The organism is Enterococcus sp. DIV0175 (assembly GCF_050529075.1).
In the GTDB taxonomy this organism is placed as follows: Bacteria; Bacillota; Bacilli; order Lactobacillales; family Enterococcaceae; genus Enterococcus_B; species Enterococcus_B thailandicus.
Window position 1 is genome coordinate 522,229 of sequence record NZ_CP172880.1, and the last position, 25,438, is coordinate 547,666.

24 protein-coding genes and 1 pseudogene are annotated in these 25,438 nt (G+C 36.5%); 14 read left to right on the top strand and 11 right to left on the bottom strand.

Translation table 11 applies throughout. The annotated features are described in order from the left end of the window. Positions 1-32 precede the first annotated feature (32 nt). Together IGJ76_RS02555 and tnpA are read left to right on the top strand one after the other, a co-directional pair. Positions 33-560: a hypothetical protein gene (locus IGJ76_RS02555; protein WP_143139930.1), complete on the top strand. Its 528-nt coding sequence runs from the start codon at positions 33-35 to the stop codon at positions 558-560. A gap of 246 nt (positions 561-806) precedes the next feature. Further along, positions 807-1,262 (top strand): IS200/IS605 family transposase, encoded by a 456-nt coding sequence (gene tnpA, locus IGJ76_RS02560; RefSeq protein WP_071868812.1) that lies wholly within the window; start codon positions 807-809, stop codon positions 1,260-1,262. Between the two features lie 105 nt (positions 1,263-1,367). On the opposite strand, the gene IGJ76_RS02565 is transcribed toward tnpA, so the two are convergent. Next, the gene (locus tag IGJ76_RS02565; protein ID WP_067485120.1) at positions 1,368-1,883 is read right to left on the bottom strand and encodes an LURP-one-related/scramblase family protein; all 516 of its coding nucleotides are present in this window, start codon (positions 1,881-1,883) and stop codon (positions 1,368-1,370) included. Between the two features lie 26 nt (positions 1,884-1,909). Then, on the bottom strand, positions 1,910-2,782 hold the full coding sequence (locus tag IGJ76_RS02570; RefSeq protein ID WP_067485117.1) for a Cof-type HAD-IIB family hydrolase: 873 nt from the start codon (positions 2,780-2,782) through the stop codon (positions 1,910-1,912). Positions 2,783-2,907: 125 nt separating this feature from the next. Between IGJ76_RS02570 and IGJ76_RS02575 the strand changes: the two genes are divergently transcribed. From IGJ76_RS02575 to IGJ76_RS02590, 4 genes are all read left to right on the top strand, one after another. Next, entirely contained in the window at positions 2,908-3,588 is a 681-nt protein-coding gene (locus IGJ76_RS02575; protein ID WP_270492771.1) for a uracil-DNA glycosylase, read from the top strand. Positions 3,589-3,739: 151 nt separating this feature from the next. After that, positions 3,740-4,720, top strand: coding sequence for a phosphate acetyltransferase (pta, locus tag IGJ76_RS02580; RefSeq protein ID WP_071868813.1), 981 nt, complete (start codon positions 3,740-3,742; stop codon positions 4,718-4,720). 201 nt (positions 4,721-4,921) lie between these two features. Continuing rightward, on the top strand, positions 4,922-5,395 hold the full coding sequence (tsaE, locus tag IGJ76_RS02585) for a tRNA (adenosine(37)-N6)-threonylcarbamoyltransferase complex ATPase subunit type 1 TsaE (protein WP_067485401.1): 474 nt from the start codon (positions 4,922-4,924) through the stop codon (positions 5,393-5,395). Next, on the top strand, positions 5,388-5,912 hold the full coding sequence (locus tag IGJ76_RS02590; RefSeq protein ID WP_067485403.1) for a GNAT family N-acetyltransferase: 525 nt from the start codon (positions 5,388-5,390) through the stop codon (positions 5,910-5,912). Before tsaE ends, IGJ76_RS02590 begins: the two co-directional genes overlap by 8 nt. Positions 5,913-6,510: 598 nt before the next feature. On the opposite strand, the gene IGJ76_RS02595 is transcribed toward IGJ76_RS02590, so the two are convergent. Both IGJ76_RS02595 and IGJ76_RS02600 read right to left on the bottom strand, forming a co-directional pair. Further along, positions 6,511-7,044: a 3'-5' exonuclease gene (locus tag IGJ76_RS02595; protein WP_071868831.1), complete on the bottom strand. Its 534-nt coding sequence runs from the start codon at positions 7,042-7,044 to the stop codon at positions 6,511-6,513. A gap of 81 nt (positions 7,045-7,125) precedes the next feature. Next, a complete protein-coding gene (locus tag IGJ76_RS02600; RefSeq protein ID WP_071868814.1) occupies positions 7,126-7,881 on the bottom strand; it encodes an exodeoxyribonuclease III in 756 nt (251 codons plus the stop codon). 119 nt (positions 7,882-8,000) lie between these two features. On the opposite strand from IGJ76_RS02600, the gene IGJ76_RS02605 reads away from it, so the two are divergent. The 3 genes from IGJ76_RS02605 to IGJ76_RS02615 all read left to right on the top strand — a co-directional run bounded on the left by IGJ76_RS02605 (position 8,001) and on the right by IGJ76_RS02615 (position 11,831). Then, positions 8,001-8,921, top strand: a complete 921-nt coding sequence (locus IGJ76_RS02605; protein ID WP_067481518.1) for a Gfo/Idh/MocA family protein — start codon at positions 8,001-8,003, stop codon at positions 8,919-8,921. A 72-nt stretch (positions 8,922-8,993) separates the two neighbouring features. Next, a complete protein-coding gene (gene murB / locus IGJ76_RS02610) occupies positions 8,994-9,920 on the top strand; it encodes a UDP-N-acetylmuramate dehydrogenase (RefSeq protein ID WP_067481519.1) in 927 nt (308 codons plus the stop codon). 396 nt (positions 9,921-10,316) lie between these two features. Beyond that, positions 10,317-11,831 carry a flavocytochrome c gene (locus tag IGJ76_RS02615; RefSeq protein WP_067481520.1) on the top strand — a complete coding sequence of 505 codons (1,515 nt, stop codon included), beginning with the start codon at positions 10,317-10,319 and terminating at the stop codon, positions 11,829-11,831. Between the two features lie 538 nt (positions 11,832-12,369). Here IGJ76_RS02615 and IGJ76_RS02620 read toward each other — a convergent pair. After that, positions 12,370-13,086, bottom strand: coding sequence for a GntR family transcriptional regulator (locus IGJ76_RS02620; protein ID WP_071868815.1), 717 nt, complete (start codon positions 13,084-13,086; stop codon positions 12,370-12,372). A 158-nt stretch (positions 13,087-13,244) separates the two neighbouring features. Between IGJ76_RS02620 and IGJ76_RS02625 the strand changes: the two genes are divergently transcribed. From IGJ76_RS02625 to IGJ76_RS02640, 4 genes are read left to right on the top strand one after another with little or no spacing between them, the layout of a single operon-like run. Then, entirely contained in the window at positions 13,245-14,588 is a 1,344-nt protein-coding gene (locus tag IGJ76_RS02625) for a PTS sugar transporter subunit IIC (protein WP_067481531.1), read from the top strand. A gap of 36 nt (positions 14,589-14,624) precedes the next feature. Then, a complete protein-coding gene (locus IGJ76_RS02630; RefSeq protein ID WP_071868816.1) occupies positions 14,625-17,261 on the top strand; it encodes a glycoside hydrolase family 38 C-terminal domain-containing protein in 2,637 nt (878 codons plus the stop codon). Beyond that, entirely contained in the window at positions 17,227-18,555 is a 1,329-nt protein-coding gene (locus tag IGJ76_RS02635) for a glycoside hydrolase family 125 protein (protein ID WP_086270606.1), read from the top strand. Before IGJ76_RS02630 ends, IGJ76_RS02635 begins: the two co-directional genes overlap by 35 nt. A 53-nt stretch (positions 18,556-18,608) precedes the next feature. Then, positions 18,609-19,775, top strand: a complete 1,167-nt coding sequence (locus tag IGJ76_RS02640) for an EndoS/ChiA family endoglycosidase (protein WP_071868818.1) — start codon at positions 18,609-18,611, stop codon at positions 19,773-19,775. Between the two features lie 44 nt (positions 19,776-19,819). Here the strand turns inward: IGJ76_RS02640 and IGJ76_RS02645 are convergent, their stop codons facing one another. After that, the gene (locus IGJ76_RS02645) at positions 19,820-20,455 is read right to left on the bottom strand and encodes an SDR family oxidoreductase (protein ID WP_067481539.1); all 636 of its coding nucleotides are present in this window, start codon (positions 20,453-20,455) and stop codon (positions 19,820-19,822) included. A gap of 348 nt (positions 20,456-20,803) precedes the next feature. Between IGJ76_RS02645 and IGJ76_RS02650 the strand changes: the two genes are divergently transcribed. Next, complete coding sequence (locus tag IGJ76_RS02650) at positions 20,804-21,478, top strand: glycine zipper family protein (protein ID WP_270344661.1); 675 nt, start codon at positions 20,804-20,806, stop codon at positions 21,476-21,478. A 294-nt stretch (positions 21,479-21,772) separates the two neighbouring features. Here IGJ76_RS02650 and IGJ76_RS02655 read toward each other — a convergent pair. The 5 genes and pseudogenes from IGJ76_RS02655 to IGJ76_RS02675 all read right to left on the bottom strand — a co-directional run. Next, positions 21,773-21,865: pseudogene (locus IGJ76_RS02655) on the bottom strand (putative holin-like toxin); the annotation flags it as partial. 621 nt (positions 21,866-22,486) lie between these two features. Continuing rightward, entirely contained in the window at positions 22,487-23,122 is a 636-nt protein-coding gene (locus tag IGJ76_RS02660; protein WP_430596714.1) for an ECF transporter S component, read from the bottom strand. A 13-nt stretch (positions 23,123-23,135) separates the two neighbouring features. Next, positions 23,136-23,687 (bottom strand): phosphopantothenoylcysteine decarboxylase, encoded by a 552-nt coding sequence (coaC, locus tag IGJ76_RS02665; RefSeq protein ID WP_067481544.1) that lies wholly within the window; start codon positions 23,685-23,687, stop codon positions 23,136-23,138. Beyond that, positions 23,688-24,434, bottom strand: coding sequence for a phosphopantothenate--cysteine ligase (locus tag IGJ76_RS02670; protein WP_067481546.1), 747 nt, complete (start codon positions 24,432-24,434; stop codon positions 23,688-23,690). It lies immediately after the preceding gene. Next, positions 24,431-25,420 carry an acryloyl-CoA reductase gene (locus tag IGJ76_RS02675; protein ID WP_285700947.1) on the bottom strand — a complete coding sequence of 330 codons (990 nt, stop codon included), beginning with the start codon at positions 25,418-25,420 and terminating at the stop codon, positions 24,431-24,433. Before IGJ76_RS02675 ends, IGJ76_RS02670 begins: the two co-directional genes overlap by 4 nt. Positions 25,421-25,438: the final 18 nt, after the last annotated feature.

Below are 25,438 nucleotides of genomic sequence, written 5' to 3' on the forward strand. Positions count from 1 at the left end.
TTATCGCCATAAACATATTCATGACAATTTATATGCTAGCAAAATTATCGAAAGAAGAAAAACAGGAAAAAAAGTGGTTTTTATTTGGGTATCTTTTTATTCTAATTCTTTGTAGCGTATTTGCTTATGCAAAATATGACCATTCAATGGTTCCAGTAGAATCATTTACAAATCAACAGATGTTAATAAATGTAGATAAACGCGACTTGGAACTGACAAAAGAAAATAAACGATTTTATAAGAAACACACAGAGAAATTTACGAACATTTCTTCTGATTTATCTAACCTCAATAAAAAAACTGGCTATCTTTACGTTGGAAGAATCACTTGCGAGTTTTGTCGGTCCTTCATACGCTATACTGCTTATACGAACCAAAAGATAGACCAGCCTATCTTTTATATAGATACTGAGATGTTGACGTTTCAAGAAAAGCAGATAATGTATGCTAAGCTAAAGATTTCTGGCGTGCCATCTTTTTTTAAAATCGAAAAGGGGAGTTACACACGATTTCAGGGCAACACTATCGCTGATTTTAATTATTTTGTTCAGGCTAACTAATTTGTCAAGAATTCGATTTTGAAAGTAGTAGGTAAGGATACCTACTACTCAGACTGTAGACAAAGTCCCAAAAAAGGATGATGTCTGCAGTTTTTTACTCATGACTTTAGTCGGTTTCAATCGGTAAAGCGATTGAAACAAAAAAACCACGCGTACTGCGCGTGGAAGAAGTAGCTTTAGCGATAAAACTCCTTTCGATATACTAGATAAAGGCTACCAACCGTTATCAAATCGAAAGGAGTTTTTATGTCAAATGACGATAAAAGTTTAGCACATACTCGATGGAATTGTAAGTATCATATTGTGCTTACACCAAAATACAGACGAAAAGTCATTTATGGAAAGTTGAGACAAGACATTGGGAAAATATTGAGAAAACTGTGTGAAATGAAAAAGGTAGAAATTATCGAAGCCCATGTGATGCCAGATCATATTCATCTGTTAGTCAGAATCCCGCCTAAACTGAGTGTATCAAGTTTTATGGGCTATTTAAAAGGGAGAAGTGCTGTAATTATACATGAGCGTCATGGGAATCTGAAATATAATTATGGAAATCGATCGTTTTGGGCCAAAGGATATTACGTGAGTACTGTAGGATTCAATCAAAAAACAATTGCAAAATATATACGAGAACAAGAAGCGGAAGATCGAGTAAGAGATAGTATAAGTAAAAGAGAGTACAGCGATCTATTTAGCAAATAAAGACTAGAAAAAAATAGAGAGAGAGCGGTTGGCGGTCTTTTAAAAAAGCTCCCTTGAAGGGAGCAGCAAGTAGTGAGCCCTTCTAGGGTTTTTTACTGAGAGGCGTTAATTCAGATCCAATCGAAAATCAAGTGGATGTTCCTTATTTTTGTTTTTGTGGTAGAGCCAATAATCCAAAACAGCAGCAATACAAATGCAAAGTGGCGCATCTTCATCTTTGGTCACATCTAGTACATAGTAGTCACCAGTAAACAAAGTGGCTTTGTTCATCGCCATAATCGGCTGATTGAAATGATGGATGTGGTAACGGTGATTGTAAATATCCCCTTGAACTGTCCAATGAAGGTGACGAATATAATAAAAATCACCTGGCCAATTAAAAATCTTTTGCATGGTGCCAACTTTTTCAAAATCTTTGTAAAGTTCAAAGCGAGTACCAAATGTCAGGCTGATTTGCTTGATGTGCGCAACGAGTTTTCCATTCATTGAATAAAGCGAAAGTGCATCGCCTTTCGTTCCCCAACGACCAACCATTAAGAAAAGTGATTGACCATCCTCGTTTTTAACGATTGTCCGAGTCGCACGACTAAGCTGTTTTTCTTGAATGAAAAATTCTGACATCGTTATCCCTCTTTTCTAACTAAAAACTATAAGTCTTCAGCAATTGCACGTAAAATTGCCTTGCCAACGCCAGATTCTAAATTCGTCGCAGTTGTGTATTTTGCATATTCTTTCACGTCAATTTCTGCATTCCCCATAGCAAAGCTTACACCTGCTACCTGCAACATACTGACATCATTGAAATTATCTCCAATAGTCATGACGTCATCTAAAGAAATGCCACGGTCGTTTGCAACGTGTGCGACAGCAATTCCTTTTTGAGCATTTTTATGGTTGACTTCAATATTATTTTGACCAGAAGAAGTAACTGTTAGATTACCAAGTTCATCAATTTGTTTGCCGACAGGACCGAGAACACTTGGCCCTTCATTATGGAAACAAATAATTTTCAAAACTTCAATTTCCTCGTCTTGTTGCAAAAGATCACGAATACTATCAATGTAATTAATATGAAGTAATTCTAAATTTGCTGAAGCCATTGCGATGGCCATTTTGTAAGTCAAATGTGGTAAATGTGTAGCAACCATGGAGGCGAAGCTTTCTATTCTTTTTGCTTGGCTTTCAGAATACAAGCCTTTGTTGGTTGAAACTTCATAATAGATTTTATTTTGATCTAAAATATCTAGTACAAGCGCTGCTTCTTGGTGAGGGATGGCAACTGTAAAAAGAGAATTGCCTTCTTTGTCAAAAACTTGTGCACCGTTTAAAGTAATCATCGCACAATCGATACCAACTTCATCTAAAGCGGCACGCGCTTCTTGATAATTACGACCAGTAGCTACCATAAATTCGATTCCAGCTTGTGTAGCAAAGCGAATCGCTTCGGCGTTTTCCGGTGTCACGCTCATGTGTGAATCTAATAATGTACCATCCATGTCGGATGCAATTAGTTTGATCATAATTGTTTACCGTTCCTTTCTAATTCTTCTTCTTAGTTTACCATATTAAGGAGGCAACGCGAGGAAGATTGTCCCTTGTTTAAGAATAATTTGTAGGTTATCCTTTGAAAAGGAGGTGAAGGATTTTGAAAAAAATCATTCATAATAGCTGGCAAGAAATCTTAGCAGATGAATTTGAAAAACCTTATTATCAATCTTTACGTGAATTTTTAAAAACAGAATATCAAACACAAAAGATACATCCCGATATGTATCATATTTATGAAGCATTAGAATTAACGCCCTATGACAAAGTCAAAGTAGTCATTCTGGGCCAAGATCCTTATCATGGTGTGAATCAAGCACATGGCTTATCGTTTTCGGTGCAACCGGGTGTGAAGACACCACCGTCACTTGTGAACATTTATAAAGAAATGCAGTCAGATTTGGGCATCGTGCCAGTACAACATGGAAATCTGGTTTCTTGGGCAAAGCAAGGCGTTTTATTGTTAAATACTGTTTTGACTGTTCGAGAAGGACAAGCGTATTCACATCGTGGAAAAGGCTGGGAACAATTAACAGATCGAATCATTGAAAAATTAAATGAGCGGGAACAGCCAATCGTTTTTATTTTATGGGGCAAACCAGCTCAAGAAAAAATCAAAATGATTGATCGCAGTCGCCATGTCATTTTGGCTTCATCACATCCAAGTCCTCTGTCAGCACATCGTGGTTTTTTTGGCTCGAAACCATTTTCGAAAGCAAACGATGCATTGGTGGCTTTAGGCGAAACACCAATTGAATGGCAACTGCCTGAAACAGTGTAATAAAACAGCGCTTTCCTGTTATAGTGCAGATTTGCAGCTATGTGAAAAACTTCATTTTTATAGCATTTATGACTAATACAGATAAAATAAACTGTTCTTTTTTTTGAGAATAGTGTATGATTGGGTATATAAAATATCTGGAGGTCATCTCGTGGAATTGTTTGATAATTTAAGATTTAAAATTGTTCGTCGTGGTATTAAAATTGTTTTTCCAGAAGCAACTGATGCAAGAATTTTGGGCGCTGCTGCTCGTTTGAAAGCAGAAGAATTGATGGAACCAATTTTGATTGGTAACCCAGAAGAAATCAAAAATGCAGCCCATGCGCGTGGGATTAAAGCTTCAGGATTTACAGTCATTGACCCTGCTAATTATGCACAATGGGATGAAATGGTTGATGCTTTTGTTGAACGTCGTAATGGAAAGGCATCCAAAGAACAAGCACAAGAAATTTTAAAAGATGTCAACTATTTTGGTACAATGTTGACTTATATGGGTATTGCTGATGGCATGGTTTCTGGTGCTATTCACTCGACTGGTGATACAGTTCGTCCAGCTTTACAAATCATCAAGACAAAACCTGGTGTGAGTCGTACAAGTGGTGCGATGATTATGGTTCGCGGAAGAGATCAAGAAAAATATGTCTTTTCTGACTGTGCAATCAATGTCAATCCAACGGCGCAAGAATTAGCTGAAATCGCTGTTGACTCAGCTAAGACAGCTGAATTATTCGACATCGAGCCAAAAGTTGCGTTGATGAGTTTTTCAACAAAAGGTTCTGCAAAAGCAGCTGAAGTAGATAAAGTTGTAGAAGCAACAAAAATTGCGAAACAATTAGCACCTCAATACATGATTGATGGTGAATTACAATTTGATGCTTCATATGTGCCAGCAGTTGCACAATTGAAAGCACCTAATTCAGATGTAGCAGGCCAAGCAACTGTTTTTGTATTCCCAGAGCTTCAATCTGGAAACATTGGCTATAAAATTGCGCAACGTTTTGGTAACTTTGAAGCAATTGGTCCAATCTTACAAGGTCTAAACAAGCCAGTTTCTGATTTGTCACGTGGGGCAAATGAAGAAGATGTTTATAAATTGTCAATTATTACGGCAGCACAAACTTTGATGGACTAATAAGGTTGTGGCGCAAGGTGGTTAGCTTCAAGCGGTCATCTCAAACAAATAAACCAATAAACGTTTTATTTTTGAAAAGTTGATTTTTAGTAAGAGTGTATGGCTTCGGTCGACACTCTTATTTTTTCTTTAAAAATCGGTTGTTCCACGTTATACTTGCACATAGAAACAGGACGAATCATAGAAAGTAGTGAACCAAAAATGATTGAATTAACAGGATTAGACATGACAGAAAAACTTGCGAAGGTAATTGGGCAAGTTGCTGAAGCAGGCGACAATTTAATACTAACTGGTGATCTTGGTGCTGGAAAAACGACGATGACCAAGGGAATTGCTTTAGGATTAGGCATCGATCAAATGATTAAAAGCCCAACCTATACGATTATTCGCGAGTATGGACAAGGACGCTTACCGTTATATCACATGGATATCTACCGCGTGGCAGCAAGTGGTGCTGACTTGGGATTAGATGAGTATTTTGAAGGTGATGGGCTTTCTGTTGTTGAATGGGGAAATCTACTGGAAGAAGCTGTACCAGAAGATTATTTGGAACTGATTTTAGAAAAAAGTGATACAGATTTGGATAAACGCTATGTGAAGTTCCGCGCATATGGCAGTCAAGGAGCAGATTTTGAAAAAAGAATACGAAATGGATGGGAAGAAATCAATGGCTGAGGAAATTAGTGTGGTAATCCGTGAAGCTGCTCCAGAAGATGCCCAAGAAATTTTGACAATGAGTAAACAAGTTGGCAGCGAAACAGAATTTTTAGTGATGGATGAAGAAGGCTTGCAATTGTCACCAGAAGGACTTGCTTTAGAATTAGGTTATTTGGCTGAAAGTGCGAATAATTTGTTATTGGTTGCTTTAGTTGGGGATAAAATTGTTGGGACAGCTTCCGTAAAAGCTACTAGTGAATACCGAATCGCTCACATCGGAGAAATTGGAATTAGTTTACTAAAAGAGTATTGGGGCTTTGGTTTAGGAACATTGCTGATTGAAGAAATGATTGATTGGGCAAAGAACAGTGAAGAAATTTTTCGCTTGGAGTTACAAGTTCAAGTTCGAAATGAACGCGCAGTACATTTATATCAAAAATTGGGTTTTAAAATTGAATCAACGATGCCAAGAGGTGCGCGAAGTGATACGGGTGAATTTTTAGATGTGTATCAAATGAGTTATTTGAATTTATAAGTATAAGATGTGTTTCTAGTAAAATGATTAGGGAATTAAAAAAAGGAACGGCTCATAGTGTGCCCCAAAAGTTAGCTATTCTGGTCTAACTTTCGATGTACACTATAAACTGTGCCTCTTTTTTTGTCTTTAAGTGTTAAAAAATTGTTTGTTTTGATTGTGGTAGTTCAAAATATCAAAAGCTATTTTGAGTGACTGTTCGCTAGCTTGTTGGACTGAACGCTTGGCGCCACAACCTTTATCTACGGTGTTCCCCAAGCAACTCCTCGAAATAATTCATAACTGTCCAAAAACATAAGCAGCTATTTTTGTCAGTTATTCTTTATTTTTTCAGAGCTGAACGCTTGGCGCCACAACCTTATTCACGGTGTTCCAAAGTAGCTTCTTCGGTAATAAGCCCTCTTTTCATAAAAATAGGGAAAGCTATTTTTAGAAAAAATTCATTATTACTTGAAGCTAACCACTTTGCGCCACAACCTTATTCACGGTGTTCCCCAAGCAACTCCTCGAAATAATTCATAACTGTCCAAAAACATAAATAGCTATTTTTGTCAGTTATTCTTTATTTTTTCAGAGCTGAACGCTTGGCGCCACAACCTTATTTCAAAGTAGCCAATTTCTTAAGTGGCTCCGTCCCAAAATGCTTTTCTTGATAAAGCAAGATTTCAGCACAAGCTCGACTATCTTCTAGCGCATCGTGATGATGATCTAGTGAGATAGAGAGATTCTCACAAACCGTATTGAGTTTGTGGTTAGGGAATTCTGGAAATAGTTTGCGACTGCTTTTTACCGTACATAATGATAAATAATTTGGTTGAGTTAGTTGATAGTAGTCTAAACAGCCAGCTAAAACTTTAGTATCAAAAGCGGCATTATGTGCAACAACCAGCCGATTTTGTTGAAAATAATTTTGAATAGTTGACCAAACCTCTGGAAATTTTGGTGCATTTCGCACATCTTCTTGATGAATCCCATGAATTTGAACATTACGCCAGAAAAAAGGTGTTTCAGGCTGGATCAAGGTATAATATTCATCAACGATTTGACTATTTTGGACCATCACTAATGCCAACGAACAAGCACTATATGGTTGATGGTTAGCCGTTTCAAAGTCCATTGCAACGAAGTTCATTTTCATAAAACCTCCTTTTTAAAAAGTATTCTAACATAGATTATCGAAAAATAAACTGTTTCTAGTAATCAAAATAAATCTTTACATTTTTAAGTCTAATTCAACTGGGCAATGATCACTACCGAAAATTTCAGTGTGGATTTTGGCATCGATTAAGTTGCTATCCAAAGAACGACTTGTTAAAAAATAGTCAATGCGCCAACCAGCATTATTTTTCCGTGCATTAAAGCGATAGCTCCACCAAGAATAAATACCTTCTTGCGTTGGGTAAAAATGACGGAAAGTATCAGTAAATCCTGTAGCAAGTAAGTGTGAAAAGGCAGTTCGCTCTTCAATGGTAAAGCCAGCATTTTTTTGATTTGTTTTCCAATTTTTTAAGTCGATTTGTTCATGTGCCACATTTAGATCACCACAAATAATTACTGGTTTTTGTTTGTCTAACTCATTTAAGTAATTTTCAAAAGATTTTTCCCATTCAAGTCGATAAGCTAATCGCTTTAATTCGCTTTGTGAGTTGGGCGTGTAACAGGTAACTAAGAAGAAGTTTGGGTATTCCAATGTAATCAAACGACCTTCTTGATCGTGTTCATCAATGCCCATACCGTAAGAAACAGATAGAGCCTCTTCCTTAGCAAAAATGGCGGTACCTGAATAACCTTTTTTGACTGCATAATTCCAATATTGATGATAACCAGGCAAGTTTAACTCAATTTGTCCTTCTTGTAATTTAGTTTCTTGTAAACAAAAGAAATCTGCATCTAGTTCATGAAAGACCTCCATAAAATTTTTCTTCATAATCGCTCTAAGGCCGTTAACATTCCAAGAGATAAGTTTCAAAATAGACACTCCTTTTTACTTTAAGTACGTCTTTTTTTCTGTTCTCATTGTACTTCAATTTTATCGAAATGAAAAATAGTGTAAGATTGAGTTAAGAAACCGTTATTGGAGGAGAACAAATGAAGATTGGCGTAATCGGTGTTGGCAACATTGCAGAAAAAGCATATCTACCAACGTATGCAAAAAATCAAGGAACATTGACCTTTTATTTTGCAACTAGAAATGAACAAACTAAAAAAAGAATCAAAGAGATGTATGGATTTTCTCATTTGTATGAAACGATTGATGAATTGATTGCAGAAAAAATCGAAGCATGTATGATTCACGCAGCAACAAAAGTTCATTATGAACTCGCAAAAAGATGTTTAGAACAGGGAATCCATGTGTTTATTGACAAACCATTAAGTACTTCGTTGCATGAAGTAGCTGAGTTACAAGCCTTGGCAAAAAAACATCAGGTTGTGCTGATGATTGGGTTTAATCGCCGTTTTGCGCCAATGGTTGAAGAATTGAAGCAATTGCCAAATAAACGTCTGATCCAATTACAAAAAAATCGGATAGCTGCTCAAGAAACAACTGAATTTGTTGTGTATGATCTCTTTTTACATTTAGTCGATACAGCTGTTTATTTATTGGATGAACCAATTACCCAAGTGAACAGTAAAATTATTGAAAAGAATGACTACTTAGAACTTGCTATGTTGCATCTCGAAACGGCGAATCAAACGGCTATTTTAACAATGGACTTGAGAAGTGGTGCGAATACAGAACAGTATCAAGTAACAAGTGAACAAGGGACGTACGAAGTTCGTAATCTGACACAGATGACGATTCAACAGGAGGGACAAACACGCCAAAAGGAGTTTGGGGATTGGACGAACACTTTAGAAAAACGCGGATTTGAACCAATGATTATGGCATTTTTTGAACAGATCCAACACACGCAACCGAACAATCAACAGTTAAAACAAACAGGGGTTTATCAGAGTCATGAACTTTGTGAACAAATGATTCGGACACAGCTTCGTCACTTGCTTTAACATCGAGGGTAGTAACTTTGTTTTAAGCGTGATAGAATAATGTGGATGTTTTAATAGAAAGGAAAATCCTCAGTGAATAAAGAAGAAGTAATGAAGCACTTACCAGAGATAACTTTGCTCTTAGATGAACCGTTGATGAATTATACATTTACCAAGACTGGTGGACCAGCAGATGTTCTTGCTTTTCCAAAGAGAAAAGAAGAAGTCAAAGAAATCGTTGATTATTGCAGAGTAAACCAAATTCCTTGGATGGTTTTAGGAAATGCTAGTAATTTGATCGTTCGTGATGGCGGAATTCGTGGCGTAGTTATTATGTTGACTGAAATGAATGCTGTTCATGTAGAAGATATGGTTGTTGTAGCAGAAGCGGGTGCGAAACTAATTGATACAACTTACGCAGCTTTGGCAGAATCATTAACAGGTTTTGAATTTGCTTGTGGAATTCCAGGAAGTATCGGTGGCGCTGTTTATATGAACGCCGGAGCTTATGATGGTGAAATCAAGGATGTATTTGCAGAAGTAGATGTTTTGCTTGAAGATGGAACGATGCAAACATTGACTAATGAAGAAATGAATTTCTCTTACCGTCATAGCGAAATCCAAAAAATGAAGGCAATCGTGTTAGAAGCACGTTTTCAATTGAAAAAAGGGGATTACCCACAAATCAAAGCGCGAATGGATGAACTAACTGAACTGCGTCAGTCTAAACAACCACTTGAGTACCCTTCTTGTGGTAGTGTGTTTAAACGTCCTGTTGGGCATTACACTGGGCAATTAATCCAAGAAGCTGGATTGCAAGGCTTAAAATGGGGTGGCGCACAAATTTCTGAAAAGCATGCAGGATTTATTGTCAATATTGATCATGCAACAGCAACAGACTATGTGGAATTGATTGGCCATATTCAGCAAGTAATCAAAGAAACGTTTGATGTAAACTTAGAAACGGAAGTTCGAATCATTGGTGAATTGGCTCCAGAAAAAAATTTGACAAAATTTTAAAAGAAGGTTGTGGCTCCAAATGCTCAGCTTCGAAAAAATAATGAGAAACTGACAAAAATAGCTTTTCATATTTTTGGACAGTTATGAATTATTGAGAGAAGCTGCTTGGGGAACACCGTGGATAAGGTTGTGGCTTCAAGCATCCATCTTCGAGTAAATAAGAATAACCAAAAAAATAGTTTATTATCTGTTTGAGTAATTACCTGATAAAGACTTCAAAAAAAGTTGTGACGATTGTCACAACTTTTTTTGTCGATTAAAAATTATGTTATGTTTTTATTTATCAAATACTTGGTAGTGTCTGATTTTTTTAGATGACTTTTAAATTTTTCTCATAGCAGTTGTTATTGTGATTTTGTTCACTTATAATGGGCTTTGGGAAAAAGGAGGAAAAAAATGAAAAAATTATTAGCGAGTTTATTTATTGTTACATCTGTTATCACGATGAGCGCCTGTTCATCAGATAATTCAGCTTCAAAAGAATCATCAAACTCAAGTACAAAAGAGACAACAGATGTGTCTTCTGGTGCATCTGAGCAAGCATATACTGATCCAAAAGAAATGAAAGATTCCTATGATCTAGTGATTGTTGGTGCTGGTGGAGCTGGAATGACTGCTGCAATTGAGGCAAAAGATGCTGGTCTAAATCCCGTGATTTTAGAAAAAATGCCAGTTGCGGGCGGAAATACTTCAAAATCTTCAAGCGGAATGAATGCCTCTGAAACAAAATTCCAAAAAGCAGATGGCATTACAGATTCAAATGATGCGTTTTATGAAGAAACATTAAAAGGTGGCGGAGGAACGAACGACAAAGAAATGTTACGCTACTTTGTTGATCATTCAGCAGACGCTATTGATTGGTTAGACACAAATGGTATTACTTTAGATAACTTAACGATTACTGGTGGAATGAGTGAAAAACGTACACATCGTCCATCTGATGGTTCTGCAATTGGTGGGTACCTAGTTGAAGGTCTTTTGAAAAACGTTCATGAACGTGAGATTCCAATTTTTGTAAACACAGACGTAACAGATATCAAGAAAAATGACGGTACAGTGAATGAAGTAACTGTTCAAGTGCAAGGCGAAAAACCAAAAGAAATCACTGGAAAAGCAATTGTCGTAACAACTGGTGGTTTTGGTGCAAGTAAAGAGTTGATTGAAGAATATCGTCCAGACCTAAAAGGCTATGTAACAACTAACCAAGAAGGTTCAACTGGTGATGGAATCAAGATGATTGAAAAACTTGGCGGACAAGCAGTGGATATGGATAAAATTCAGATTCATCCAACTGTTCAGCAAGATAAAGGTGTTTTGATTGGCGAAGTTGTCCGTGGTGAGGGTGCAATTCTTGTCAATAACGATGGTGAACGTTTTGTAAATGAAATGGATACTCGTGATAAAGTATCAGCAGCAATTACTGCTTTACCAGACAAATCAGCTTACTTAATTTTTGACCAAGGTGTACGCGACCGCGCGAAAGCAATTGATTTCTATGATGAAAAAGGCTATGTTACAGCTGGTGACAGCATTGAAGAGTTAGCCAAAGCAATCAACGTTCCTGAAGAAACATTAGCAACTACAGTTAACACTTGGAATAGTGAAGTAGCAGATAAAAATGACACACAATTTAATCGTACAACTGCAATGGATAATGACCTATCAAAACCAAAATATTATGCAATCAAAATCGCACCAGGAATCCACTATACAATGGGTGGTGTGAAAATTAATACCAATACAGAAGTATTAAATGCAGATAATGAACCAATTAAAGGTTTATATGCAGCTGGTGAAGTAACTGGTGGCTTACATGGAGATAACCGAATTGGTGGAAATTCAGTAGCAGAAATTATTATTTTTGGACGTCAAGCTGGTCAACAAGCAGCTAAATTCGTTTCTGAAAATTAAAAATGAGCTTGGGGTAGCAGTTGCCCCAAGCTTTTTTGTTTAAAATGTTTTTTTATAATCTAGTAATCAGTAGGACAAACGAGACTGGGATAAACCTAAAAGTCCAGTCGTTCTTAACACATTTTTTAATTTAAAAAACGCCTAAAATCAACGTTTTCAAAAACGAATTTTAGGCGTTTTTTCTATTTAGGCGACTTTTGCCCCAGTTCCGTTTATTTTTTACAGGTCTTATAACTAAGTATGTGTGGATAGCTATTTAGAGTAACGGCTCGCTATCTGTTCGGAGCTAACCACTTTGCGCCACAACCTTTTACGGTGTTCCCAAAGTAGCTTCTTCGGTAATAAGTCCTCTTTTCATAAAAATATAGAAAGCTATTTTTAGAAAAGATTCCTTATTACTTGAAGCTAACCACTTTGCGCCACAACCTTTTTTACGATGTTCAAGAAGTAACTCCTTCAAAATAAGTCTAAACTATTCAAAAATGTGAGCAGCAATTTCTGGTAATTTATTCTTATTTATCGGGACTGGACACTTCTTTCACAATTTTTTTAAATGTACATCCAAAACAAACTTACTTTGATTGCTAATAAAATAGGATTTTGAAAATTCAAATGCTCGTCCTTTTTGATCGTAACCAATTTGCTCAATCACCAATACAGCATCATTTTTTTTGATTTTTAAAGAGGCACTAACTTCTTCATTTGCTTGGTCTGCATAAACAATTCGACGCGCATCAACCAGCTGCAACTTGGCTTCATGCCCTAGATAATCATAGACAGATCCTTGCAGTATTTCTTCGGTGATAGGTGCGATTGCAACAGGCATAACAACATGTTCAAAACTATAATACTGACCATTCAATAAACGGACACGCTTAAATTCATAGACAGGGTCTGTTTTATTTAAAGATAAATTTTGCTGTTCTTCTTCTGTAGGCAAACGCGCGTCAAAAAATAAAATATTACTTTTGATTTCTTGATCACGATGAGAGTAAGTTACCCCAACTGGCAGATCTAAAGGGAGTAATTCACTTGTATTATTTTCAATTGTTGGACGAATATATGTACCAGATCCTTGCTTACTAAATATTAATCCCTCGTTTTCTAATAAAGATAGTGCTTTTTTTAACGTAATACGAGAAACATCATATTTTTCTGCAAAAAATTCTTGGGTAGGCAATAAAGTCCCAGCACGATAATGATTTGTTAGAATATCACGCTTGATATCTGAATAAATTTCACGGTATTTATACAATTTGTAAACCTCACTTTTTATTATTTGTATACACATTTTAATATAAAATAGATAATTTGTATATATAATTATGAAATTAAATGTTTACAAATTATCTTAGTTGTATATAATTAAATCAGAAAACGTTTTCTCTAAAAAGTAGAAAAGGGAGTATTACTATGAAATTTGATGTACAAAAACTTCAAGAACCATTGTTAAAAGTTTCAGCTTGGGTTGAAGGCAATACTATTTTACAAGCTGTAAAAAATGCGTTTGTCCGCACCATCCCGTTTACTGTTGTTGGCTCATTTTCAAATTTAATTAAAATGCAGATCGATGCGTTGATTAAAAATCAAGGAATCGATAATGCGATTTTAACAAATATCAGTAATTTATTTGGTTACTTAGGAAATGCTACATTAGGAATCGTTGCTATTATTGTTGTTTTTTCTTCAGCTTATTCTTATGCAATTGAACTAAAACATAAAGAAAAAAATGAACGTTTAAATCCGATTATTGCAACATTACTTGCGTTATCTGCTTACTTTGTAATGGTACCAAATAATGTGAATTATCTCGACTCTAAGGCGGAAATTATCGAAGGATTTGCTTCTTCTTTCTTCAGTTATGAAGGAATGTTTACTGCGTTGATTGTTGGAATGATTGCCGTTGCTTTATTTGCTCGGTTTACACGAAGCAAATTTACAATCAAGATGCCTGGAAATGTCCCACAAAATGTTTTTGATTCCTTCTTCTCATTGATTCCAATCAGTGAAGTATTATTGATTTTTGGTGTTCTTCGCATTGTAATCCAATCATTAGGATATGTTTCATTGTTACAAATGATTTCTGAAGTATTGATTAAACCACTGTTGACTGTTGGAACAGGATTGCCTGCAATCATTATTGTCATTTTATTACAACAAATTTTATGGTTCTTAGGATTACATGGTTTTAATATTGTTTGGGGAGTTGTTTCCGCATTTTGGTTACCAGTTTTCTTAGAAAATGTTGCCAAATTTGCAGAAACACAAAGTTTTGCTGGCATTTCAATTGCACCAAACACAATGACGAATGTCTATGCAATGATTGGTGGTTCAGGGGCAACCTTTGGCTTGATCATCGCCATGTTGATTTTTACGAGAAAAGGTGAGAAAGAACGAGAAGTTGCTAAATTAGCATTGATTCCTGGATGCTTTGGTATTAATGAACCAGTTATTTTTGGATTACCAATTGTTTTAAATCCATTGATGTTTATTCCGTGGATTGTTGTACCAATTGTCAATGCAGTAATTGCCTATGTGGTGACTTCACTTGGCTGGGTCGTACCATTAGTTGTTTTGAATTCAGGAAATGAACCAATTTTTATTAGCACTTGGGTCTTAGGCGCATTCCATATCAGTCCAGTAATCTTGACTTTTGTATTGGTTGTCTTAGACATCATTATGTATGCACCTTTTGTCATTTTGAATCAACGACAAGAACGAGCAGCCGATCAATTAATGGCGCATTCAGCTGAATAATAACATGAATTGTAGAAGAATAGAGGAGTGGCACGCATGAAAGACATTTACACTGTCGCACATACCCATTGGGATTTTGAATGGTATTTTACCCGTCAAGAAGCACGCGTTCAATTTATTTTCCATATGGATGAAGTTTTGGAAGCTTTAGAAACGAATCAGTTAGATTATTATACGTTAGATGGTCAAATGTCGATCATCGAAGATTATTTAGCTTTATTTCCAGAAAAAGAAGTAGAAATCAAAAAATTTGTGACAGCAGGACGTTTATTTATTGGGCCATGGTTTACACAAATTGATGAAATGACTACCTCAGGTGAATCAATTGTTCGTAATCTAAAAATCGGAATTACAGAAGCAAAAGCACTAGGTGGCGTGATGCGAGTTGGTTATCTTCCAGATTCTTTTGGACAAGGACAAGATATGCCCAAAATTTATCAAGGATTTGATATTTCTCATGCATTATTTTGGCGAGGAATGCCAAGAGAAGCGAATACCCGTTATTTTTACTGGTCAAGTAATGATGGTTCAAAAGTCCTAACAGCTAATATTAAAAATGGTTACTATGCTGGTGTGGAATTGGTTGAGCAAAATCAATTTGATGAGCTTGCAGAAAAAATCAGTACACAGACACCGAGTGAGACCCATTTGTTACCTGTTGGTGGCGACCAACGAGCAGTTGACTTTGATTTGAAACAACGAATCAGTTTAGCCAATCAAGAAAGTGAAGAAGCTACTCGATTCATTGAAAGCAACTATCCGGTTTTCTTTAAATCTTTAGAAAACGAATCAGAAAAACTTCCTGAACTTTCTGGAGAATTTATTGAACCATCTGATTCAAAAATTCATCGTGGCATTTATTCTTCTAGATATGATTTGAAACAGGTTTATGATCGATTAGAACGTAGCTTGACTTACCAATTAGAACCACTATCTGTCGTAGCAGCAAATCACGGTATTCCTGTTAAACAAGGACTGATTACCAGTCTATGGAAAATCGTTGCTAGAGGACAAGCTCATGATAGCGCAGGCGGTTGTAATAGCGATAAAACAAATCAAGACATTTATTTGCGTGGGGTTAATGGATTGCAAGAAGCTCAGTCTTGTGTTGACTATTTATTGCGGAAACTAAGTATTTCTTTAAATCACGGACAAGACAATCAAGTTTTTCTTTGGAATCCGTTACCCTTTGAGTTAACAACAATTCGTAAAGTAGCACTTTCAACTAAAACAGCTACTTTTTCATTAGTCGATCAAAAGGGACAACCGGTTGAAGTTGAACTGTTAAGTCAAAAACGAGAAAATGCCGCACTCTTGAGAAGAGATCCTGAGGCAATGAGTGATGAACATTATTATGTAAGTGAAGTAGCAATCGAGTGTACATTACCTTCAATGGGCTGGCTTTGTTTTACGGTCGAAGAAACAACTGCAAGTGTACCACAGCTCACAAAAGCAACGGAGTTAGAAAATGACTGGTATGTTATCCAATTGAAAGAAGGAAAACTGAACCTTTATTCAAAAGAATTGAAGAAATGGTACCATGATTTCTTATGGTTTGAAGACAGTGGCGATGAAGGGGACACGTATGATTATTCGCCAGCGTTTAATGATTGGTTCTTAAAACTTGATTTTTCACAGCATAACCAAGCAATGGTTGAGCAAGGGGACTTGATTAGTCGAATGACGATTGAGGGAGAATGGGCATTACCTTTTGACCTATGTTCACGAAAAGAACAAGTAACAGATGGAACAGTCAGCTATACGATGGTTCTGGAATGCAATAAGCAAACGAACTTGATTGATGTGCATCTAACACTGGATAATCAAGTGCTTGATCATCGCTTACGTTTGATGATTGCAACAAAAACAAAGGCCGTGGTTTCTACAAGTGATACACCATTTGGCATAATAAAACGTCCAATAGAAGAAAAACATTTACCTGATTGGAAAGAAATCGGGTATAAAGAAGAACCGACAAGTATGCGACCAATGTTACATCTTGCCAATCTCCATGATGAAAAAGAAAGCTGGTCATTTTTAACTAGAGGTACGAAAGATTTTCAAGTAATCGACGGCGAAAGGCAGCAATTAGCAATCACTGTTTTCCGTGGTGTGGGCTACTTGGGACGTCCAGATACATTGCGAAGACCCGGAGATGCCTCTGGACTTCAAACAAAAGTTGTTCCAACACCAGATAGCCAATTAGTAGGTACAGTTGTGTTCGAAGGCAGCCTTGTTTTAGATGAATTTTTCGATAGCCAGAAGTTACAAACCAACTATTTAGAAACAACACAAGAAGCACTTGACTATCAGACGCAGGAACTGAATCGTTTTACAACACCAATCCAATATTTCCCAGTCAATCCAAAATCACTTATTGAAGACCCACGTGGAAAAGTAACCATCGATGAACTGACAGTTGTGTTTAGTAGTCTTCAAGCAACGATTGATGGAACAGGGATTGAATTACGTTTGTATAATCCAACAGATGTAGCACAAACAGCACCAGGTAAACTCTCTTTTGATGCACCTACTGAAGTAAAATTACTGAACTTGGAAGGGAAAGTAATTGATTCGGTAAGCGAAAATGTGACTACTTTACCGATGAGTGCTTTCAAGCCAGGTGAAATTCGAACGTATGGCATTTTTTTCAATCAAAAAGAAATGGAGTAGTGACGTGATCAATCAAACAGACTTAATCAATGAAATCCAACAATATGCAATGACTATCAATTTAAAAGATGCAAAAGCAACAAAGTTATTTCAACATGCACTCGTTGATACAATTACGAATACGGTTTCTGTGAGAGAAAATGGCGAAATCTTTGTTGCTACAGGTGATATTCCTGCCATGTGGCTAAGAGATTCAACTTTTCAAGTCTTGCCATATTTAGAAATTGTCCATGAGGTCCCGACAATCAAACAATTGATTCATGGCGTATTGAAGCAACAATTAACGTATATCAAACATGATCCTTATTCTAATGCGTTTAACAAAGAAGTTGGTGGTGGTCATTACAGTAATGACACGTCGAATATTCCAATTTCGCCATTAGTTTGGGAAAGAAAATTTGAAATTGATTCATTATGTGCACCATTTTTCTTAGCGTTTCATCTCTACAAAAAAACGGGTTATGAAGCACATTTGACTCCTGATTTTTGGGCGGTCGCTGAGTTGGCAATTGACACTTTTATTACGGAACAGCACCATGAATCATCAGATTATCTTTTCCAACGTACAAATTGTCCGCCATCAGATACTTTAGCGAGAGAAGGAAGAGGAACACCGATAAATTATACTGGAATGGTCTGGAGTGGCTTCCGTCCAAGTGATGATGCATGCACTTATGGTTACTTTGTTCCAGGAAATCTATTTATTCTAGTTATCTTGGATCAATTGCTGGAATTATTAGCAGTGAAACCGAAAGAAGACCAAGAAGTATTACGTCAAAAAATCCAGAAATTACAAGAAGACATCTCAAAAGGTGTCCAACAATTTGCTATTTTAAATGACGAAAATGGTGAAAGTTATTATGCATATGAGGTAGATGGTTTAGGAAATCATTTATTTATGGATGATGCAAATGTTCCTAGCTTATTATCTTTACCGTTTTTAGGTTACATGAAAGAAGACAATCCGCTTTATCAAACAACACGCCAGAAAATTTTAAGTAAAGAAAATCCTTATTATTATTCTGGAACCTACTTGGCAGGAATTGGCAGTCCACATACACCACCAAATTATGTCTGGCCAATTTCACTTGCGATGGAAGGCTTGACTTCAACGAATCGTAACTTTGTTGAAGAAAAAATTGATCAAATTGCTAAAAACGACGCTGGAACTTTGCAGTGTCATGAGGGAGTTGATGTGGATAATCCCGAGAATTATACGAGAGAATGGTTTTCTTGGGCGAATATGACGTATTGTGGGTTGGTTTTTCACTATTTGAATTTAGGTGGAAAATGAATAGTTAAATGCTGCTTGACGGAATGTTTTACAGAAAAAGAGGAGAAAACAAAATGAAGAAAATGAAGTTTGGATTTGCTGCACTCGTTTTTTTTGCTATGACACTTTTTATTCCTGTAACAGTTCATGGACAAGAACAAGAACATTCAACACAGACGATGGTTTACTATCGAGCTTGGCGCGATAAAACGATGCACGGTGTCAACACTAGTTTACCTGATGAAAATTGGCTGACAATGGATGACATTCCTTATGGGATCGACATTGTAAACATCTTTAGTTATGTACCAAAAGGGGAAGAAGAAAAAGCAGCACCTTTTTTTAAGGAATTGAAAGAACATTATGTACCTAACCTGCATGCACGCGGTGTGAAATTGACCAAGGCAATTGATTATTCAGAATTGCTAAAAGTCCCTTATGCTGGTTCGTTTCCAACAGAACAAGAATTTGATGCGTATGCGAATCAATTACTAGATGAACATGTACGCGCTTATGGTATTGATGGGCTTGATATTGATATGGAAACTTTCCCAAGCGCCACAGACATTGCTCTTTCAGATGGTGTAATCAAAGCATTAGCGAAATACATTGGGCCACTAGCGAATAATGGGACCGTTTTTGTTTACGACACAAATGGTTCCAACTTGGCACCTTTACAAGATGTTGCATCAAGTTTCACTTATTTAGGATACCAACAGTACGGCTCGGATGACACACGAACACAACGCGCAATCAATGATTATACCAATGTCATTGAAAAAGAGCGCTTTATGCCAGGTTTGACATTTCCTGAAGAGCAAGACAACAACCGTTGGTACGACACAAAAGAACCTTATGAAACAAGTAATATCTACAAAGTAGCAAAATTTACCGCAGACCATCAATTATATGGAATGTTTTTATATGCTTTGGATCGAGATGGGCGAACATATAATGAAGATGATTTGAATCATGTTGTGCCGTCAAACTTTTTATGGACAAAAACGGCTATTTTGCAAGCAAAAGGATTTACTTTAGAACAAGCGAAAAATATTGCGATTCATCATTGGAACCGAGTAAGTGAAGAAGGACCAATAAAAAATTCAGTCCTAGAAAAAATCAATTCTGCGCAATCTAATTATGAAGTGAACAAAGTATTACTAGGATCAAGTAATGATTTCGTAAATGACGGTGCAAGTATCACCTATGATCCAATTTATGAATTAACACTTATGAAATAAAAAATAAAGGTATGGCAACTACTCGCCATACCTTTATTTTTTTGCTATTTAGCTAGTGTCTTTGCAATTTCCTCAGTTCCTTCAGAAAGAACAATTGTCTTTCGCGAAAAAGCGGAAGTATCTACTAATTGGCTTAAAAATGCAGCAACTGTTTGGCGACTGATTGTTTTAGCAGCTTGTTCACCAGGCGCAGTTAATTGAATGTGTGAAACTTTTTCTTCGTTGGTCAAAGTAACTGGTTGAATAATCACATAATCTAAAGTCGTTTGATTTTTCAACCACTCATCAGCATAATGTTTTGTAATGTAGTAGTCAATCATTGAATCGGGCCAGTTTGCTGGATTATCTGCAAAAACAGCACTAATCATCAGGTAACGTTTCACTGCAGCTTGTTCTGCTGCACGAATAGTTTTGATTGCACCATCAAGGTCGACTTGTAATAAGTTCTTTCCTTGAGAGCCAGCTGCAAAAATAACTGTATCGATTTCTTTAAAAGTGTTGCTCATTTCTTCTACTGTCCAAGTCAAATCAAATGAAACGTAAGTAACGTTATTTGCTTCAACGAGTGATTGTTTGGCAACATTACGAACACCAGCAGTAACTTGGTGGTCAGTCTTTGCAAGGTCTTCGATTAAATGGCGACCAATTTGACCATTGGCACCGACAACAAAAATGTTCATAGGAATCTTCCTTTCAGTTCAATTTCTTTCGCACCCATAGTAACACGAAGTTATTTAAATGTTCAGTGTTAACCCTTGGAAGGGAATGAAAAAGAAAGATAATATATCAAAGTAGAAAATGAGTTGAATAGTCTAAGAATGTTAGTCTAGACTTAATTTGGAGCCAACAAACTAATAAACTGATATTTATATAAAGTCTAGCAAATTTTCAGTATCCTCTCTGCGTAATTTAATTCTTTCTGACTATGAAATATTACCTTATAATGTGAGTTATTTAATTATAGAAGTAATAGCTGTATGCTATATTTTTTTTGTAAACGTTTACGAAAAATATAGGGGAGTGTTAAAATGAAAAAAGTTAAACTAATTATTACGATGTTGTCTTGTATGTTGCTACTGAGTATATTAGCCCCAGGTACTTCTCAAGTTATCTATGCTTCAGAAAATGATGATAGTATAGAAACAAATAAAATGTTTCAACCAGAGAAGATAACCATACTTGACTCAAATAATTTTTACAAAGCATTTGTTAATGAAATCAATAGTCCAGAAATGAAAGAACAAATAGCTTTTCACGAAGAATCACAAAAAACGATAGACTTGATTCAATCACTTATAGTAAAATATGATGGTGCTGAAGTCAAAATGTGCTATGCAGTTCAAACTCTAGGTGATTATATAGTACCATTAGGTAATGGATGGTCAGAAAAATTTGTGAATGGTGGTATTAATGAGTACGCAACCACTAAGGCAGGTTTAGCAAACTTAAGAGATTATTTAGGCGGTGCCGCTGTAGGATTTGCTGTGAATGGGGCAGCCTATGGAGCGGTAATTGGTGGAGTTATGGGGGCTGTCGTCGGTGTTATTATTGGAGCTGGGATATTAAGTAATCGTTGTAATCAAGGACAGGCTGACATTAAAGTTATGATTAATAAAGGTAGAACAAAAGGTGGTGTTCGACTGACGTTAACAGCAGAATTTCCCATTTGTAGCCTTGATTCACAAACACAATGTGCTATCTGATAATGTAATGATTATAAGATAGATGATAGGAGTTTACGTATATGTTTCCGATGAGAAATTTTCTGATCTTTTCGACTGTTTTTGTAGTAATATTGCTGTTTATAAAATACTATAAAAATAATCGAAGAAAATAGTTTTCGACTATTTGGAAAGTAACTATTAAAAATCAAATACATAATGAACAATAAAAAAACGGGAGTAAAGTTAATCATCTTTGAGTTTCACCGCTAAAGACGGTGGCAAAGACATTCCTATATCAAAAAGAAATAGCTAGTCGTCTCGCTAAAGTGACGGCTATTTCTTTTTGTCGTTTTTAAGCACAGCCACAATCAAACCAATCAATGCGATGGTAAACATACCAAAGCCGAGAATGATTTGAATTGTTTCCTATGCGGACAAAAAGGTTACTCCTTTCGTAGCGTCCAGTACTTACATTCATAAGCACCACCACCTTTCGAAAAGTAACCACCGTCATTCAACTTCACTGTCAAATTTGATTATAGCATAAGCCTTCCTAAACATAAGTAAATGTTTGGGAAGGCTTTCTTTTTTATTGCTTTATTTTGTTTAATGAATGTGAGAAAAGCTAGACTAGTCATTCAGGGTGATCGTTTTCGAAGCTAAACGTTTGGAGCCACAACCTTAACCACGGTGTTCTCAAAATAACTCCTCAAGATAGTTTGCACCCACTTCAAAATATGGAAAGCTATTTTGAGTGTCTGCGCACTATCTTTTCAGAGCTAAACGTTTGGAGCCACAACCTTAATCACGGTGTTCCCCAAGCAACTTCTCGAAATAATTCATAACTGTCCAAAAATATGGAAAGCTATTTTTGTCAGTTGCTCATTATTTTTTCGAAGCTGAACGCTTGGAACCACAACCTTAATCACGGTGTTCCCCAAGCAGCTTCTTCGGCAATAAGTCCTCTTTTCATAAAAATATGAGAAGCTATTTTTAGAAAAGTATTCTTATTGCTTGAAGCTAAACGCTTGGAGCCACAACCTTTTTTTACAATTCTTGCGTAGGGTTCGTCTTAACCAATTTAAGCAATACGCTTGCTACACCAGCAGTAGCAAGTCCCGCAACAATTGCCTCAGGAACACCACTAGTAAAGATCACAGCCAGAATCGCTGAATAGACTGCATTGGTATTCGCACCAATTACTTGCGCATAATCTTGTTGGAATAAAAAATAAATCAAATTCATTACTAAAATCGTATTTGTAAGTGAACCGGCTAATCCTGCGATAAATAATGCGACAGGCGAAGTGTTTCTCTTAGAAAAACGTTTGAATCCCATATAAACAAAATAGGGAACGATTCCAATCAAAACTCGTGGAATAAACACAACTAACAATGCCTTCCAGCTACCTTGAGTAGTACCAATTACAGGGACTAAAGGTGAAAACACAAAGGAAAGTGGTGTTTGAATAATTGTGCTACGAATTAAGCTGATGAAGCCAAAAACGCCACCAAGGAATGCACCCAATCTTGGTCCTAAAACAATTGAAGCAATAATGACTGGGATGTGCATCGTTGTTGCGTTGATTGGGCCAATCGGAATAAATCCAAGTGGTGTGACTGCTAATAAAATCAGAATGGCTAAAAACATTGCGGTTAAAGTGAAATTTTTAGTGTTTTTCATCACTTTTCCTCCTCTACGTTGTTCGCTGATTCAAATGTAATAACACTTGATCAATAATTATTTGGACTTCTGCCAAGGCACCTTTACCAAAGTCACCACAAGCTAGTAGCGATTCTCTTGGTTCGATTTCTTGATAACCAACGGATTTCAAAGTAGCTAAGTTTCGCTGATTGATTGGATTTGTGTACATCGTTGTATTCATGGCTGGCGCAATCAATTTAGGTGTTTTTTCAGGCAAAGCAAGTGCAACAGTAGACAATAGATCATCTGCAATTCCATTTGCTAGCTTGCCGATGATATTCGCTGTTGCCGGAGCAACTAAAAAGAGGTCAGCTTGTTTTGCTAGTTCAATATGGTTGATTACTTTAGGATTTGCTTCTTGCATGACATCTGTATGGATTGGACGTTTGGCTAAAGATTGTAAAGTTAATGGTGTAATGAAATGGGTACTACTTTCAGTCATGATGACTTCGACTTGATAACCTAACTTCATTAATTGGTTAGTGATATCTGCACTTTTATAGGCAGAGATACTTCCAGAAATGCCAAGTAGAACAGTTTTCATTTAATCATCTCCTCTATTTTTTTGAACATTTGCGACAATCAGGTCTGCAATTTCTTTTTTCGTAAAAGCTTCAGCAATGGTTCCATCTGCTGCGAGTAAGTATCCATGATGATGTTCTTGTGAAATTTCGGTTAAGTCATTGGCTAAAATAAAATCAGTTTGATTTTTCACCAAGCTCTGTTGTGCAATCTTTAGTAAGTGTTCTTTTGAAACATCCACAAGTAGCTTAAACCCAACAATACACGCAGTAGGTTGCCAATCCCGCAAATAACTAATAATTTTAGGTGTTTTTTCTAAAACAATGACTAATTGATCTGTGTCAGAAGAAATTTTTTTGACTGAGTTGCTGTCAGCTTGTTTTGTTTGAGTCAACCAGTTATCAAAAGAAGTTTCAGTTACTTTATTTGTACCAAAACTTTCGATAAAATGCTCTTTTGACAAACTGAGGCTTGGAGTGAAATCACTGACGGCCATACTATGGATGATTGCGTCATAGGTTTTTGCTTGCAACAATGTTTCTAAAATCGTTAATAAATCATGGGTCGATTCAATCATATGGAGATGAATCGCGTCACTTGGTTCAGGTAACACACTGTTTTTGGTAGTGACATAATCAATGATTGCTTCGGGATTGTTCGAAAAAGCATCTGCAATTTGTTTGCCTAGTCGACCAGTCGAATGATTGGTTATCGCACGTACTTGATCAATTTTTTCCGTAGTGCCACCAGCAGTTATTAAAATGTTCATTCTTTTTCACCTACATGAACTAAAGTTCTTCCTTGATGTGTTCCAGCTAATAATTGAGCAATCGTTTCTGGTAATTGGGTAAGTGAAATTTCTGTGACCAGCAAGTCATCTGTAATTGCTAGTTCTGCCAAGGATTGCCAAATTTTTTCTCGTTGTTCATGGGGAACATTGACGGAGTCGATTCCAATCAACTGAATATTTCGCAAAATAAAAGGTAAGACGGTCGTATTCAATTCAATTCCGCTAGCATTGCCACACAGCGCAGCCGCACCATTATAAGAAATCAAAGGCAAAAGTTGACTCAATTGAGCGCCACCAACCGTGTCAATCACGTAATCAACTGTTTGTTTCGCTAACGGTTTTGTTTTTTCTGGTAAAAAAGTTGTAGGCTGAATAACCTGTGTTGCGCCTAATTTTGTTAGCCAAGATTCAGCAGTTGTTTTTCGAGAAAAAGCAGTGATAGTTGTAAAACCTAATTTATGCAGCAAAGCGATTGCCACACTACCCACACCACCTGAAGCACCGGTAACTAATACGTGATTCGTTGGTTTCATTCCTTGTTCTAACAACGCATTTACTGCAAGAGCAGCAGTAAATCCAGCTGTTCCTAAAATCATTGCTTGACGTGTACTTAATCGTTCAGGTAACTTAACTAGCCATTCACTTGGAACCGCTTGATATTGACTGTAACCACCGGGGTGAGTAACACCTAGTCCGTAACCAGTAACTAAAACTTTTTCACCGGGCGAGAATTGTTCAGTTGAACTTTTGATAACAGTTCCAGCTAAATCAATGCCAGGTGTCATCGGGTAAGTCCGAATCACATTTCCAGATTCGCTACTAGCCAAAGCATCTTTATAATTAACATCTGAATAAGCAACTTCAACAAGTACTTCATTGTCTGTTAGTTCAATGGGTTCTTGTTCAATAATCTTTGCTTGAAATGTTGGATCCTTTGTTACTTGAAAAGCTTTAAAAGTTTCCATAATAAAATGAAACCTCCC